This is a genomic window from Methylococcus mesophilus, from assembly GCF_026247885.1.
Lineage (GTDB): Bacteria > Pseudomonadota > Gammaproteobacteria > Methylococcales > Methylococcaceae > Methylococcus > Methylococcus mesophilus.
On the sequence record NZ_CP110921.1, the window covers coordinates 4,173,100 to 4,188,311 of the forward strand.

The 15,212-nt window shown below is 62.4% G+C and carries 12 protein-coding genes; 7 read left to right on the forward strand and 5 right to left on the reverse strand.

The genetic code is table 11. The features are described from left to right. Positions 1-12: 12 nt before the first annotated feature. Positions 13-1,140 carry a c-type cytochrome gene (locus tag OOT43_RS19625; RefSeq protein ID WP_266022384.1) on the forward strand — a complete coding sequence of 376 codons (1,128 nt, stop codon included), beginning with the start codon at positions 13-15 and terminating at the stop codon, positions 1,138-1,140. A 1,009-nt stretch (positions 1,141-2,149) separates the two neighbouring features. Next, complete coding sequence (locus tag OOT43_RS19630) at positions 2,150-2,698, forward strand: hypothetical protein (protein WP_266022385.1); 549 nt, start codon at positions 2,150-2,152, stop codon at positions 2,696-2,698. 491 nt (positions 2,699-3,189) lie between these two features. Here OOT43_RS19630 and OOT43_RS19635 read toward each other — a convergent pair whose 3' ends face one another. Then, entirely contained in the window at positions 3,190-3,582 is a 393-nt protein-coding gene (locus OOT43_RS19635; protein WP_266022386.1) for a hypothetical protein, read from the reverse strand. Here OOT43_RS19635 and OOT43_RS19640 point away from each other — a divergent pair. From OOT43_RS19640 to OOT43_RS19650, 3 genes are all read left to right on the forward strand, one after another. Then, the gene (locus OOT43_RS19640) at positions 3,569-4,246 is read left to right on the forward strand and encodes a hypothetical protein (RefSeq protein WP_266022387.1); all 678 of its coding nucleotides are present in this window, start codon (positions 3,569-3,571) and stop codon (positions 4,244-4,246) included. The genes OOT43_RS19635 and OOT43_RS19640 overlap by 14 nt on opposite strands. 176 nt (positions 4,247-4,422) lie before the next feature. Continuing rightward, the gene (locus tag OOT43_RS19645; RefSeq protein WP_266022388.1) at positions 4,423-4,827 is read left to right on the forward strand and encodes a GtrA family protein; all 405 of its coding nucleotides are present in this window, start codon (positions 4,423-4,425) and stop codon (positions 4,825-4,827) included. 21 nt (positions 4,828-4,848) lie between these two features. Then, positions 4,849-5,811: a glycosyltransferase family 2 protein gene (locus OOT43_RS19650; RefSeq protein ID WP_266022389.1), complete on the forward strand. Its 963-nt coding sequence runs from the start codon at positions 4,849-4,851 to the stop codon at positions 5,809-5,811. A 9-nt stretch (positions 5,812-5,820) separates the two neighbouring features. Here OOT43_RS19650 and OOT43_RS19655 read toward each other — a convergent pair whose 3' ends face one another. The 4 genes from OOT43_RS19655 to OOT43_RS19670 are packed head-to-tail and all read right to left on the reverse strand — an operon-like array spanning position 5,821 to position 12,001. Continuing rightward, entirely contained in the window at positions 5,821-7,179 is a 1,359-nt protein-coding gene (locus tag OOT43_RS19655; protein ID WP_266022390.1) for a phospholipid carrier-dependent glycosyltransferase, read from the reverse strand. 36 nt (positions 7,180-7,215) lie between these two features. Then, positions 7,216-9,390, reverse strand: a complete 2,175-nt coding sequence (locus tag OOT43_RS19660; RefSeq protein WP_266022391.1) for a porin family protein — start codon at positions 9,388-9,390, stop codon at positions 7,216-7,218. 6 nt (positions 9,391-9,396) lie between these two features. Then, entirely contained in the window at positions 9,397-10,359 is a 963-nt protein-coding gene (locus OOT43_RS19665) for a cytochrome c3 family protein (protein ID WP_266022392.1), read from the reverse strand. Positions 10,360-10,414: 55 nt separating this feature from the next. Continuing rightward, entirely contained in the window at positions 10,415-12,001 is a 1,587-nt protein-coding gene (locus OOT43_RS19670; protein ID WP_266022393.1) for a cytochrome c3 family protein, read from the reverse strand. Between the two features lie 416 nt (positions 12,002-12,417). Here OOT43_RS19670 and OOT43_RS19675 point away from each other — a divergent pair, with 416 nt between their 5' ends. Both OOT43_RS19675 and OOT43_RS19680 read left to right on the forward strand, forming a co-directional pair. Beyond that, positions 12,418-12,999 (forward strand): hypothetical protein, encoded by a 582-nt coding sequence (locus tag OOT43_RS19675; RefSeq protein WP_266022395.1) that lies wholly within the window; start codon positions 12,418-12,420, stop codon positions 12,997-12,999. A 114-nt stretch (positions 13,000-13,113) separates the two neighbouring features. Beyond that, positions 13,114-15,183, forward strand: coding sequence for an alkaline phosphatase (locus OOT43_RS19680; RefSeq protein WP_266022396.1), 2,070 nt, complete (start codon positions 13,114-13,116; stop codon positions 15,181-15,183). The last annotated feature ends 29 nt before the right edge of the window (positions 15,184-15,212 follow it).

The window sequence follows — 15,212 nt, forward strand, 5'->3', positions numbered from 1 at the left end:
CCGGGAGAGTCCTTGGCGGCGCTGACCTACGCCGCCAACTGCCAGATGTGCCACGGCGCGTACGACAGCGGGTCAGGAGCCACTGCAGGCGGGATGGCTCCGGCGTTGTCCGGGGCGAAGAAGAACGCCTCGGCAACCAGGGCGGCTGTCAATGCCGGCGGTACGATGGGGCCGATGGGAGCCTCCTGGTCCGACGCCGACCTGAACGCCGTGGCCCTGGAAATAGGAGGGGCGGCGGATCTGGGGACCGCAACTCCCACTCCCGCCCCGACGGCTACGCCGACGCCTGCGCCAACCGCAACGCCCGCCCCGACGGCAACCCCGACACCTGCGCCAAGTGCGACTCCCGCACCCACCGCAACACCCGCACCGACGGCGACGCCAGCTCCGACAAGTACCCCGGCGCCTACTGCCACGCCCAAGCCGTCTCCGACGCCATCGCCCACGGCCAGCCCTAATCCGTCTCCGACGCCGGCGCCCTGCGCGGATGAAGCCAGACCGGAGATCGACACCATCCCTTCGCCGTGGGATGCCAACGAAGGCAAGGAACTCCAGTTTACGGTCAGTGCCCTCGACTGCGACGACGATACCCTGACCATCAAGGCCAAAGGCCTGCCTTCGGGAGCCACCATGACCCAGGAATTCGATCCGGATGTCCGCAAGCAGGTCGCCACGGTTCGCTGGACACCCGGGCCCGAGGTGGTCGGCACGGTTCACCCCCTTGTGTTCGTGGCTATCGACAAGGACGCTGACGGACACAAGAAGGAGGTATCGATACCTCGCTGGACCACCATCCGCGTGTGGCCGGCCAATACGACGCCCGAAGCGGGAGCGGTCGAGGTCGTGGCGATTCAACGCGCTCAATGGTCGGCCGTTCAGAACCAGCTGGTTCTGGCGGGACGCCTCAAGTTCAGCCGGATTCTGACCAAGTCCGAGCGCCAGTCGCTGGTTGCCGACCCTGTCGTCATCACCGACGCCACCACGCATGAAGTCATCGGTCGCGCCAACGCCAGCGCATCCGGCAAGTGGTCGGCACGAATTCCTCTGGAAAGCGGGAAGGTGCCGTGTTCCGTGGAAGTCGATTTTCACGGAGAAATGGGATCGCGCCCCGTCAAGCGCGCACCCTCGCAGTGCAATTGATCGAAAAAAGTGAAGGAACCTACTTTCGCTGCTTCATTTGTTGACTACATTTGTTCTAACGTTCCAGACTCATGGTTAGCCTGGAATGTTAGAGTTTGCTGATTTGTTGCTCAAGAAGGGTCAAGGCTCCGAAATGAAACAGGTTCGGAGCCTTGATGAGCAACTTGACAGGGGGCCGGCCTGGAGCCGGACGACTTTCCATGACATGTAACTTGGGGTTTACATTATGAAAATGATATTGGTTCGTTCCGGCGGGAAACCGGCCGGGGTTCGCAACAAGGTGTTGTCGCTGGCGGTGGTGATGGCCGCGGCCGGAAGCGTTTCCACCGATGCATTTGCCGCAGCGACGTATGGCGGCAGCTGCCAGGGGTGTCACGGTGCATACAACGCTGGTACCGGGAGTACTGCCGGCGGTTACGGGCCGGCCCTTTCCGGAGCAAAGAAGAATGCTTCGGCCACCAAGGCGGCTATCGCCCAATTTGCTGCAATGAACAGCTTGAGTAATCTCAGCAATGCTGATCTGAATGCCATCGCGTTGGACATCGGCGGTGCTGCGGATCTGCCGGTAGCGACGCCCACACCTACACCCACGCCGGTTCCGACGCCTACACCCACACCGGTTCCGACTCCGACGGCGACTCCGACTCCGACGGCGACTCCGGCTCCGACGGCGACTCCGGCTCCGACGGCAACTCCGGCTCCGACGGCGACTCCGGCTCCGACGGCGACTCCGGCTCCGACGGCAACTCCGGCCCCGACGGCAACTCCGGCCCCGACGGCAACTCCGGCTCCGACGGCAACTCCGGCTCCGACGGCAACTCCGGCTCCGACCGCAACTCCGGCCCCGACGCCCACGCCATGTGGGGATGAGTCGGAGCCTGAGCTCGACACTATCCCGTCGCCTTGGGACGCCAACGTCGGCAATGAGCTCAAGTTCACGGTGAGCGCTCTCGATTGCGACGACGACTCTCTGGTGATCAGGGCCAAGGGCCTTCCGAAGGGGGCTAGCATGACCCAAGGGTTCGATGTGAACACCCGGAAGCAGGTGGCCACCATCACCTGGACGCCGGGACCGGAAGCCGAAGGCAAGATCTACCATGTGACGTTCACTGCGGTGGAGTCGGAAGTCAGCGCACAGAAATGGCGGGAAGAGGAGAAGGAGCAAGAGGACGAGGGGCATTCGTCAGAATCCCGTTCTACCGACATTCGCGTTTGGCCGGCGAATACCACTCCGGAAGCGGGTGCCGTCGAAGCCGTCGTGATCCAGCAGGCGCAATGGCAGTCTTCGAAGAAGACCGGCAAGCTCGCCGTGAACGGTTCCATCAAGTTCAGCAAGCTGCTGAGCAAGGCCGAACGTACCGCCTTGCTGGCCAATCCCGTCATCATCCGGGCCGACAGTACTCAGGAGATCATCGGACAGGTGACCGCTAGCTCCTCCGGCAAGTGGTCGGCCAATCTTCCGTTGGCCAATGCTGCCGTCCCCTGCGCGGTCGATGTCGAGTTCCTGAGCGACACCGCTTCCCGCCCGGTGAAACGCGCGCCATCGCAATGCAAATAAGGAGCGACATCCGAATAAACGGGTTTGAATGGATTTGAAGGGACAAACCCGTTGGCGCTCCTCTCCCTGAGGGGAGGAGCGTTTTCGATAACTTCTCGTTGAACTATCTTTGTTGGAAACGCTTGTCCGGCATTGCCCCAGTTATATGGTGGGGAAACCTGGATAAATAGCGTTTAATCCGTTGTCGCTCTGAAGAGGCCGCAGGGAGTAGCGGTATTCAAGGATTTCCGAGGATCGGGTGGCGTAGAAGGGCGTCACCAGGAAAGGAGCGACATTTTCTGTGACATGAAACTTGGGAGTTTCGATATGAACGTCAAATTAGCGAAATCTGAAGCCAAGGTAGCCGGACATCAATTCCGGACCTTGTCCATAGCAGTCGTTATTGCTGCAAGCGGCGGTTTCACCTCCGCCGCCTCCGCAGCGACTTATTCCGACAGCTGTCAGGGATGTCACGGCGCTTACGACAGCGCCAAGGGCACCACGGCCGGCGGTTATGGTCCGGCTCTGTCCGGGTCTAAGAAGAGTGCGTCGGCAACCAAAGCGGCTATTGCCAGCGTCGGCGCGATGAACAGCTTGAGCAATCTCAGCAACGCGGAACTGAATTCGATCGCGTCCGAAATTGGCGGGGCCGCCGACCTGCCGGTCGCGACGCCCACGCCGACTCCCACCCCCGTACCTACACCAACGCCGGCCCCGACCGCAACTCCGGCTCCGACAGCCACGCCGGCTCCGACCTCGACTCCGGCGCCGACGTCCAGCCCCGCTCCTACCTCCAGCCCGGCTCCGACGGCCTCCCCGGCCCCCACCTCGACGCCGGCACCGACCTCCAGCCCGGCGCCGACGTCCACGCCTGCTCCGACGACCCGGCCCGTGCCGTTCCCCATCGGGTGTCTGCTGCAGTCCAGGCCGGAACTCGATACCATCCCGACCGGCTGGAACATTCAGGTTGGAAAAATCCTGAAGATCATCTTGAGCGCTCTCGATTGCGACGACGATGCCGCCAGCATCAAAGGGGTGAAACTGCCGAAAGGGGCGAAACTGACCCAGGCGTTCGATGCCGAGAGCCGCAAGCAGGTCGCTACACTCACCTGGACGCCCAAGGCCGAAGACGCGGGCAAGACCTATGACCTCGGCTTCCAGGCGGTCACCCTGGATCATGCGGGCCACGAGAGCGATGTGTCCGATCCGCGGTGGACCAATGTGACCGTTCAGGCCACCCCCATCGACGTGCCCGATGTCGATTCGATCCAGGCGCTGATCATCCAGAAGGCGCAATGGCTGGCCGATCAGGGTCAACTGGTTCTGTCGGGACGCATCAAGTTCGACAGGCAACTGAGCAAATCCGAACGCGAAGCGCTGGTCGTCAACCCCGTTACGCTGGTGGACGGTGCGACGGACGCCGTGATCGCCGAGGTGTTCGCCGACGTGCGTGGCAGATGGCTGGCGAAGGTCCCGCTGGCCGACGGGGCCGTTCCCTGCACGGTGGGAGTCCAGTTCCAGGGCGAGACGGCGGTCCGTTCGGTGAAGCGCGTTCCGCAGTGCAAATAGCGGTCGCTGGCGACAATCAGGGTTGATTCGCCTCTTTGGGTCCATTCCGGTGCAGGACGGCGCCGGGATGGACCCTTCCAGTTTCGTCCTGTCAACCTTCCGAGAGGCCGTGGGTGTTGCCGCGACGCCTCCTTGCGGACTTCCCGAACCAAGGTTTCTGTGCGACCTTAACGGGTATGCCCAAAGCAAGCTTGCTGAAAAAATTCTTCCGTTTCGTGTTCGTTGGCGGTCTGGCCACGGCTTTGCAGTATGCGACGCTCGTCGCACTGGTCAGCCTCTGGCAGTGGCAGGTGACGCTCGCTTCCTCGCTGGGTTTCACCGCGAGTGCCGTTGTAAACTACTGGCTGAATTACAAATTGACGTTCAGGGCCAAGAACAGCCACCGGGTCGCGGCGTTCCGGTTTTCCGTTACGGCCGGCATGGGGCTGCTGCTGAACGGAGCCATCGTTCACCTCGGAATCACTTATACGCCTTTCCCTTACCTCTGGTCCCAGATTGCGGCGACCCTCGCCGTACTATTCTGGAATTTCGTCGGCAGCCTCAAGTGGACGTATGCGCCGCCGGTTCGAAAATCCGCCTGATATGACAAAAAAGGATTCGTTATGCGCACACTCGGTATCGTCGTGCCCTGCTTCAATGAAGAAGAAGCCCTGCCTGAAACCGCAAGACGGCTGGCCGTCCTGCTGGAGGATCTCCAGGACAAAGGAAAAACCGGCCCGGATTCGCGGGTGTATTTCGTCGATGACGGCAGCAGGGACGCAACTTGGCAGACCATTCGCGGCCTGGCGGAGACTTATGGTTTCGTGCGAGGGATGAAGCTGTCCAGAAACCAGGGGCATCAAAGCGCGCTGCTCGCCGGCTTGATGCATGCGAGAGGGGATTGCCTCATCAGCATCGACGCCGATCTGCAGGACGATCTGGCCGCCATCGAGTCCATGCTCGACGCCCACGCCGCCGGCGCCGACATCGTCTACGGGGTTCGCAAGAACCGGAAGTCGGATTCGTTTTTCAAGCGCTGGACCGCCGAATGGTATTACCGCGTCCTGGCGCTGATGGGCGTGGAGGTGGTGTTCAATCACGCCGACTATCGCTTGATGAGCCGGCGCGCCATCGATGCCCTCAGGGAGTTCGGCGAGGTCAACCTGTTCCTGCGCGGGATCATACCGAAGCTCGGGTTCAACACCGCGACCGTCTATTACGACCGGGCGGAGCGTATCGCCGGGGAGTCCAAATATCCTTTGCGGAAAATGCTGGGTCTCGCCCTTCAGGGCGTCACTTCGTTTTCGGTATTTCCGCTGCGCGTCATTACCTTCCTGGGCTTTCTCATTTCCGCCGTCAGCTTCCTGGTTGTGTGCTGGGTGCTGTGGGTCCGGTTCGTCGCCGGCGAGGCCGTGCCAGGCTGGTCGTCGATCCTGCTGCCGATGAGCCTCCTCGGCGGCATTCAGCTGCTGAGCCTCGGCGTCATCGGCGAGTATCTCGGCAAGATTTACATGGAAACCAAGCGCAGGCCACGATATTTCATCCAGGAAGTCGTCGCGCGCGATAATCAGGAATCGGGTACCTGACCGGATGCTTCAATTTTTCCATCCCGGAACCGAAAAATATACGGCGTCGGCGAAACCCTGCGGAACGTGTACGGCGGTGTTGTCGGGATAGAACACGATGAACCAGAGAACAGCCGCCGCAATGATGAATTTTGCGGTCATCCGATCGGCGTTTTCGCGGCTCACCAGATTGCCGCCGAGCCAGCGGGCGAGAATGATGCACAGTATCGGCACCGCCGGCGCATAGTGGTAGAAGAACATGATCCTGGGTGAAATGGTCCACGGCAGCCACAGCATGAAATAGACCAGAATCATGAACGCCACGGGCCAGCTCCGGTACCATTCCATCTTGAGGATTGTGGTGGTAACCGCATAAAGCCCGCCATAAAAAATCACCGAGTTTCCCAGGTTGTAAATATTGGCGATTTTCCCAGGCACCGAATAATCGACGTACATCCATACCGGGCGGAGGTTGAGTATCCACTGCCAGGGTTGCGAATGGGCCGCATGGGTGGCTTTCAGTCCGGTATGGTAGAACCACATCTGGCGGAACAGTTCGATAAATTCCGGCCAGCGGTAGCCCAGAGCGAAGTACTGCAGGTAGGACGACAGATAGATCGCAATGGGCAGGAGGCCCAGCGCCACGGGCATATTGAGGCAGGCCGCAAGGGGAGGCAGGCGCCGGTTACGGACCGCCGTTACGCCGAGATCGACGGCCAGGACCAGAAACACGTAGAGTGTGGTCCATTTGGTCGCGAGCGCAAGGCCAAGTGCCGTTCCGGTGAAATACAGCCAGCGCATCGAGGTCTCGTCTCTTTTCCAGCGGACGTAGCCGATCAAGGCCGTCAACATGAAAAAGATGAAGTAGATATCGTTCATCGCGATGCGGGACTGGCTGAGGAGGAGGCCGTCCAGGCTCATCAGCGCAGCGGTCAGGACAGCGACGGGGAGGGACCCAAACAGCTCGAAAGCCAGCGCAGCAGCGGCAATGGTGGCGAGGGTCCCGAAAATGACGGAGCCGATGCGCCAGCCAAACGCGTTCTCCCCGAAAACCGACATCATTCCGGCCATGATCAGCTTGGACAAGGGCGGGTGCGTCCACTCATACGCCTTCCCCGGCGGCGACTTCGCCCAGGGGTCGTAGGCGTTCCGGTCGCCGTGCAGGACGACGGTCGCCGTGAAGCCGTGATAGACCTCGTCGAAATAGAAGTCCTGCGGGTATTCGAGGCGGGGGATTTTCGTGAAAAAGCCGAACAGGACGATGGCGGCGAACAATGTGAGAATCTTCTTGTCCGCCAGGAGGCTGCCGAAAAAACCGGTGTCCTTGTTTACTCCAGCCGTTGGAGCGGAATTCCCTGCGAATACGGTCGTCATTGTACTGCTGTTCATCGATGGAAGTCGTCTGGGTGGATAGGAGCGGTGGGATCAGAAATCCCAGCGGTATCCCACGTTGACATAATAGCCTTTGGTATCGCGTTCGTTGAGCACCAGGGGCTTGGTCATGTATTCGAACCCTCCCTCGAGTTCGAAATAAAGGCCGTCGACCACGCGGTAGTTGAAGCGCGTGCCGGGGCGAACCCGCCATACGTCGGGGCCGTCGAAGCCGGTGAAATAGTCGACTCTCAGCCTGGGATCGATGCGGATATCCGGGGTGACGGGATAATGCGCGTCCACGAACCCGGACAGGATATCGTCGATCTGTTGCGTCATGTAGCGCAGGCCGAAATTCCATACGTCGTTGTCCGTGACCAGGCGATGGGTGATGACCTGGCCGAAATACGAGACCTGAGTGCCCGACCCCTGGTAGGCGGAGACCCAGGGCGAGCCTTTGGTCGCCGACAGGTTGGAGACGGTGATGTCGGCATTGATCTGGGTGTCGTGGGTAATAGGGGTAATGCCGCTGATGCTGAGATACTTGAACGTCGGCGTATTGTCCTCCGCCAGCGTCTTGAGGTCGATGGTGTCCTGATAGCGCAGGATGTCGCTGACCGAATCCGCGCCGTAGCCGGTGCCGGGACCGTAGCCCGATCCCCAGCCGATCAGCGCGTTGCTGGTGCTCAGGTAGGGGGTTTTGCGGTAGTCGGCGGTCAGGGTGAGGATGGCGCCGGTGTCGAAGTTCCAGTTCGTGACCACTTGAGCCGTATTCAGGGCGTTGAAGTGGACATCGTAGTCGAACAGGGTGAACACCGGGTGCACCGGATGCTGGTAGCGGCCTTCGCCGCCCACGGCCCGCCTGCCCAACAGGCCGTCGACCGTCTGGTTGATGAAGAACACGTTGCCGGCCCAGTAGTCCGCGAACGGCCCGAATTCCAGGGACGCGCCTTCGAATGAGGTGTTGGTATTGGGCGCGGTGGAGCGATAGGGCAGCACGGGGAATCCGCCGATGACCGTGGCCTGCCACTGCGGCGCGAAACGATAGCTGAGCACCCCGCCGTCGAAACGGCCCATGGCGCCGCCGCTGCTGCGCGACTGGCGTCCGATGCGGCCGGAAATCCGGGTTTCCTTGTCCACGAAGTCGACGAAGGCGTTGGCGACCCGGAACTGGTTGTTCTCGTCGTAGACCACTTTCAGGAAGTTCTGGCGGTAGCGGGCGTCGAACTGGGTCCGGATGTCGAAGCGCTCGGTGCGCAGACGGCTGGTGAAATCCAGTACCGTAAGGAACAGCGACTGGTCGACGTATTCGCCCTGGTTTTCAGTGAGCAGGGCGTCGCGGAAATAGTACTGGCCGAAGCTGCCGTAGGTTTCCCAGCCGCGCTCGGCGACCGGGGGAGACGACAGCGGCGCCAGCTTTTCCTTGGGGGGCTGGTCGGCACTGTCCAGCGCGTCCAGGCGCTTCTTGACGCGCTCGGCCCCTTCTCCTTCGGGATAGCGCTGCAGGTATTTTTCGTATTCGGACTTGGCACGGAAGGCCTGGCCGTTGCGCTCGCGCGCCACGCCCACCATCTCCTGGGCCTCCCGGTGATAGCTCGCATCGGTTTGCTGCAGCAGCTTGGTGTAGAGGGCCACGGCGGCGGGCCAGTCTTCCTTGATCATGCACTGGCGCGCGGCCTCCTGGAGTTCGGCGGGCAGTGACTTGGCACGGAGGCCGGAGGTGCAGGCTTCGCTGGCCGACGAAACAGAGGCTGAGTTGCCGCCCGCAGCGGGGCGCTCTCCGTCGCCAGAGCCGGCGAGCGCTACGTCGATTCCCTGGGCGTCTTTGCCCGGCCTGACATCGAACCGGACGGCGCGGCTGAACCGCAGCGTCAGGAAGTCCCCGCCGGGCTTGGTTTCATATTCGACTTCGGTCAGCGGCACCTCCGCGGTTGCCGCCCAAGGCAGTGCGCTCCGCTGCGGCAAGGGGCTCTGCGACATGGCGGGTGACGCGCGGTTGACCCGGATGCGCAGGGTGTCGCCGGATTCCGTGGGCGAGTGCCGCACGTAGTTGACCGGTTCCGCCATGCGGATGTGGATGACCGGCTGCGATGACGAATGGTCGACGTCCAATCCTTCAAGGAAGCCCTGGGCCGCCGTGGCGGAAAACACTGCCGTTGCCAGCGCCCCGAATATTGCGCCCAGGGCGGTCCGGGCGCGCGCCGTCGTGCGCGATATCGTTCTCGACATGAACGGCTACCGCGTGAACACCGGAAGGAACGAATGCGTATTCAGATGGCACTGGCTGCAATCCGGCGCTACGTTCGGCTGCGGGTGGGGAGGGGCTGGCCTGGAGGTGATGCCGTAGATGTTCCCCGCTTCGTGGCAGCGCTGGCAGCCATGGCTGATGTTGGCGCCGGTGTGGTCCATCCGCGCGCCGGCGAAGGTATGGAATTGTGCGGGGTTGTGGCAGGTTTCGCAGGGTGTCGCGGGTACCGGGATGTGGTTGCGGGGCTGGCCGATGGCGAGCACGTTGTTGTGGCAGCGGGCGCAGCCGGACGCGACGCCTTCATGATTCATCCTGACCGCCGCCCAGGCGGTGGTGGAAATATGGCAGGTCTCACAGGCCTGGCCGGTCGGAATATGGTTGGCCGGCTTGCCGGCAACCGTGACGTTGTTATGGCACTGGCCGCATCCCGCGGAAACGCCCACATGGTCGAAGCGCGCGCCGGCCCAGGCGATCGTGGAGCGGTGGCAGGTCTCGCAAGGGGCGTTGGTGGGGATGTGGTTGGGCGGCTTGCCGGGTGCGAAGACGTTGTTGTGGCAGCTTGCGCAATTGTTGACGATACCGGCGTGGTTCATGTTGACGAGCTGCCAGCTCACGTTCGGGAGGAAGTCGTTGTGGCAGACGTCGCAATCCTCCGTGGTCGGGATGTGGTTGGGTGATTTCTTGGACGCCTCGATATCGGTCGCCAGTTGATGGCAGCCGATGCAACGGCGCGGTGTGCCCTTGAAGATGCCGCGGACGTGGCATTGTTCGCAGGTCAGATGTTCATGCGCGCCACGCAGAGGGAAGCCGGTATCCAGGTGCTCGAAATCCTTCGGCGTGGCCGGCCGGTCGGCAGCGGCTGCCGGTACGGATAGCATTCCCGCCAGAACCAGAAGGATCAGGGCGAGCGATCTGAACGGCGAAGTCGTGTGGGAGGCTGAAGGTTTCACTGGCTTCTCCTTGCATCATCGGCGGGACGCCGAGGGGGCGCGATGGAATGCGGCGTCATCTGAGGCGCTGCTTCAGTTGGTTGAACCCTTGCGGCGTATGGCAGCGGCCGCATTCCCTGCCGTAGGCGCCGCGGTGCGGTTCGTCCTTTTCGTGGCAACTAAAGCAATCGCTGGACAGCGCGAACCGGCCGTCGGCGGACGCCGGACCTTTGTGGCAACCCGTGCAGACCCGCTTTTCGTGTTTGCCTTCGAGCGGAAAGCCGGTTTCCTTGCCGTGGTCGAAATTCCAGAGACGCCATCCGTTCGGCGTGTGGCAGCGCTCGCAGTTGCGGCCCAAGGCCTCGCCATGCGGATCGTCCTTTCGGTGGCACGACACGCACTGGGTTTCGGCGTCCCGGAAGCTCGCGGTCAGATGGCACTCGGCGCAAGGCGTGATGGCGTGCAGGCCGGTGAGCGGGAATCGGGTCAGATCGTGGCTGAAGGCGACGCCGACGCGCCAGCCCCGGTCGGAGTGGCATTTTTCGCAGGCATCCCCCTCCTCGTTCTTGTGGGGATCGTTTTTCTTGTGGCACGAGACGCAGTTGAGGCTGAGCTTGTCCTCGTACATCGCGCCTTTGTGACAGCTACCGCAGGCGACGGTGCTGTGGCTGTTGCGCAGCGGGAACCGCGTCGCGGCATGATCGAACGTGGTTTTCGCCCAGCTCTGCGGGGTGTGGCAGGCTTCGCAGCGGTTGCCGCGGCGGCCCTTGTGCTCGTCGTCTTTTTCGTGGCAGGACACGCATGCCATTGCCTGCTTGTCCTCGAAAGGATCAGCCTTGTGGCAGCTTTCGCAGGAAGCCTTGTCGTGTTTTCCCGTCAGCGGAAATCGGGTGTCGCGCCGATGATCGAATTTCGGCCGGGTCCATTTCGTTGTTTCATGGCACTTGTCGCATTGTTGACCCATGTGGCCGGCATGGATGTCGTTGATTTCGTGGCAGGCGTAACAGTTTCTGGCCGTCTCCTTGAAGCGACGGTCGGCGTGGCAGTTGCCGCAAGCGACGTCCTTGTGGCTGGCCGTCAGGGGGAACCGTGTCTTCGCATGGTCGAACTTTGGCTCTCTCCAGCCGGCTTCGCTATGGCAGTCGGTGCACTTGTCGCCCAGGCGGCCTTCATGGGGCTCGTCGTCCTTGTGGCAGACCGCGCATTGGTGCGAGGCCTCGCGGTATTTTTTCTTGTCCAGGTGGCAGCGGGAGCATTCGACCTTCAAGTGCTCGCCTTTCAGCAGGAAGTCGGTATTCCGGTGGTCGAAGGTTTCCTTGTCCAGCCCCATGATGTCGAAGCGCCGTCCTTTGTGCTCGCTGTGGCAGCCTTTGCATTTCCGGTCTTCCATGTTTTTCAGGTGGCCGTGGAATCCCTTGCCGGTTTCGACGTCCTCGGCCTGCTCCTTGTGGCAGGCCAGACATAGGGCGTTGGATACGGTTTGCGCAGGCTGATCGTGGCACTTCTGGCACTGCTGTTCGTACTTGGCGTGCCCCGAGACCAGCTCGCCGGGCATGACCAGCGACTTGAGGGCGTTTGCAGTCGCCGGCGCGGGCAACAGGGCCAATGCCGTCCATATCAGGAACGGGAGAAAAAGAGTCGGGAGGCGGGCTGTCGTGACCATGAAGCCGAGAAAGCAGGATGTGTTCCAGGTGGGAAAAATTGCGTGATTTCCGGGGCAAAGGCGGGAGGTCGACACCGGCCGGCGCTGGTATGGCGCTTTTTTGCCGAGCGCGGTTCGGGGATCGCCGCCGTCGCCCGACGCGGTGGAGTCGCTCCTGTGCCCGCGTCAAGTGTAGTCGAGGAAGCGCTTCTTATTAGACGGGGCCTGGCGCGCGTCCTAGGAGGACGCCGCCGGCTTGATCCGCTTGGCATCGGGAAGGCCGCTACCGGCGCCTTTTTTTTGGAGATTCGCCACCGAACCGTCACGGGAACGTCATAACCAGATAACTTTCATTCCCTAGGCTCCCGCCACTGGAAGGATGCCCGATGCATTGCGCGTGTCGGCGTCCGTGTCTGAATTTCCCGACTCGGTGGAGCATGCAGAATTTCGAGGACCGGCCCGCGCCGGGGCAATGCGGCGGTTTGCTGCTCCTGGCCCTGACGGCCGGCTGTGCGAACCAGCCCGCGGACGACCCATCGCGCGCCGCAGCGTCCGATCCGCAAGCCGTTCCGGCTGCCGAGTTGCGGCTGTCCGAGTTCTTCAAGCTGCCCGTAGGGCCGCGGGGGCTCGAGCCTACGGAAAAGCTCCGCGGGCTTGTGGGCAGGCGGGTTCGCGTCGAGGGCTATCTGGTCAAGGAGGAGGAACCTTTTCCGGGACTCGTCATGCTGACGCCTGTCCCCGTCACCCTGGCCGAGCTGGCTGACGGCCCGGCCGATTATCTGCCGCCGGCGACGCTGTTCGCGCACGCCACCGGCGAAAACGCTAACAGGATTCTGGCTTACCGCCCCGGCCCCTGGACACTGACGGGAACGTTGGAACTGGGCAGCCGAGAGGAGCCGAACGGACGCATTTCCTACGCGCGCCTGAATCTTGACGGTGCCGGCTCAATCAAGGCACCGGACGGTCAAGCGCCGGTTCTCCTGGAACAAGGGGTGGCGAGCCATGCCCACCACCACTAAGAGCCAGTGCATCTGGCTAAAAATAACGGCTGAGCTCGAACGGAAACCAGGCCCGGCGCGTCGTGAACGAACCAATTCGAAACGCTTTCCGCCACCTTTACCGGAGTGTCCCCAATGAGACATGGCAAGTTCCCGAACCGTATTTCGCTGACCGCTCTCGCCGTAGCTTCGGCGATTTCCGCGAATGCCTACGCTGCGCCCGCGATATCCCGTCTTACGCCGCCCAGTGAGTTGTTCAGGACGGGCAGCGCCAACCCGATCGTTTCCCGCTTCATGGTCGGGCAGAAGTTCGACCTGCAGGCCACCGTCCGCCCAGACGCCGGCCAGACCATCACCTCGGTCGTATTCAAGGTGGACGGCAAGACCGTGGCCACGGTGACGCCCTCCACCGGCGGCAAGACCAGCATGGTTCCGGCCACCGCCATTGCGGAAGCGAGCCCGAACGCCGTGGCTGCGTCGGTACGCGGCTACTCGAATTCCAAAGCCGGCATCCGCACGCTGACCGTGACCGCTACCCAGAGCGACAAACAGACGGTGACCGCCACCGGGAACTTCGAAATCGTGCCCATCACTTGGGGCGGTGTGAAGGTCAAGAACGTCATCATCATGCTCGGCGACGGCATGGGCTCGGGCCACCGCACCGCGGCCCGCGTCATGCAATACGGCGTGGCGCAGGGGAAGGTCAAGGGCAGGCTGGCGATGGACACTTTTCCGGTTACCGCCAGCATCATGACCGCCTCGCTCAATTCCATCGTGACCGATTCGGCCCCCGGCATGCAGAACTACGTGACCGGCAACAAGGCCAACAACAATCAGGAAGGCGTATTCCCGGACGACACCACGGCGAATTTCGACAACCCGCGGGTCGAATACCTGTCCGAGTTCCTGGCCCGGGGCCAGGGCAAGAAACTGGGCGTCGTCACCACGGCGGACGTATTCGACGCCACGCCGGCGTCCATGGCGATCCATACACAGAACCGCGGGGCCGGTACCGGCATCGTCGATCAGTTCTTCGACGACAGGGCGAACACCGGCTTGACCGTGCTGCTGGGGGGCGGCCGCAAATGGTTCCTGCCCAATCCGACCACCTGCAACGGCGGCGAAGCCGGCTGCGGCGATGCGGGAAGCGTGGCGAGCTTTAACGGCTCCGCCCGCAGCAACGGCAGCGATTACGTGCTGCCCGCCGACATCGTCGCCGGTTGGGGCGCGGCGCCCGGAGCCTTGGATGCAGGCCGGGATCTGATTGGCGACTTTCAGGCCGCCGGCTGGAACTATGCTTACGACATGGCGAGCCTAAGCGCAGCTGGCGCAAACCAACCGCTGCTGGGCCTGTTCTCGCTCTCCAACATGAACGTGGCTCTGGACAAACTCGGCAAGCGCCGCGGCACTTCCACCGTGGTGGACGACTACGGCTTCCCGGATCAGCCGATGCTGGAAGAAATGACCGAAAAGGCGCTGGAAGTGCTCGACGCCAACAGCCCGAAAGGCTTCGTGCTGATGGTGGAGGGTGCCTCCATCGACAAGCAGGCCCATAACATGGATACCGAGCGCTTCATCCTCGATACGATCGAGTTCGACAAAGCTATCGGCGTGGCTAAGGAATACGCCCGGACCCATCCCGGCACCCTGGTTCTGGTCACCGCCGACCACGAGTGCGCCGGGGTTGCGGTCATCGGTGGCTCCACGGTCACCGACGACGAACTGCAGACGCGAATCGCGACGGGCGGGGGCGCCGGTCAGCTCCGAAAAGGTGTCGTAGGTACCTATGATGCGGCGGGTTTCCCGCACTATCCCATTTCCGGAACCGACGGTTATCCCAGCGACACCGATCCGGATAAGAAGATGCTGGTCGGCTATGCGGCCAATGCCGACCGCTACGAGGACTGGCGTACGAATGCGCAGCCGTTGCGCGACAGCCAGCAGCCGGGTAACGGCGTGGCCCCCTTGAGCGCCTATCCGGGAAGCCCGATGGAGCGCGATACCGCCGGCAATTTCCTGGTCACAGGCCAGATTCCGGACGCCGTTGCGGCTCACACCGGCAACGACATTCCGCTTTCGGCCTGCGGTCGCGGCGCATCGCTGATGGGTGGCACCATGGACAATACCGACGTGTTCTTCCACGTGGTGCAGGCTACGGTCGGCGGCGTCGGTCCTGGTTCCACGGCGGTGACCAACTGCAAATAGCCCGGAGTCCCGGCTTAAGCCCGCGGATG

What these genes read in the sequence shown, in the direction of transcription:
- OOT43_RS19630 (WP_266022385.1), top strand. Translation starts at nt 2,150, where the DNA reads ATGACCCAAGGGTTCGATGTGAACACCCGGAAGCAGGTGGCCACCATC.
- OOT43_RS19635 (WP_266022386.1), bottom strand. Translation starts at nt 3,582, where the DNA reads ATGGGGAACGGCACGGGCCGGGTCGTCGGAGCAGGCGTGGACGTCGGC.
- OOT43_RS19645 (WP_266022388.1), top strand. Translation starts at nt 4,423, where the DNA reads ATGCCCAAAGCAAGCTTGCTGAAAAAATTCTTCCGTTTCGTGTTCGTT.
- OOT43_RS19650 (WP_266022389.1), top strand. Translation starts at nt 4,849, where the DNA reads ATGCGCACACTCGGTATCGTCGTGCCCTGCTTCAATGAAGAAGAAGCC.
- OOT43_RS19655 (WP_266022390.1), bottom strand. Translation starts at nt 7,179, where the DNA reads ATGAACAGCAGTACAATGACGACCGTATTCGCAGGGAATTCCGCTCCA.
- OOT43_RS19660 (WP_266022391.1), bottom strand. Translation starts at nt 9,390, where the DNA reads ATGTCGAGAACGATATCGCGCACGACGGCGCGCGCCCGGACCGCCCTG.
- OOT43_RS19670 (WP_266022393.1), bottom strand. Translation starts at nt 12,001, where the DNA reads ATGGTCACGACAGCCCGCCTCCCGACTCTTTTTCTCCCGTTCCTGATA.
- OOT43_RS19675 (WP_266022395.1), top strand. Translation starts at nt 12,418, where the DNA reads ATGCAGAATTTCGAGGACCGGCCCGCGCCGGGGCAATGCGGCGGTTTG.
- OOT43_RS19680 (WP_266022396.1), top strand. Translation starts at nt 13,114, where the DNA reads ATGAGACATGGCAAGTTCCCGAACCGTATTTCGCTGACCGCTCTCGCC.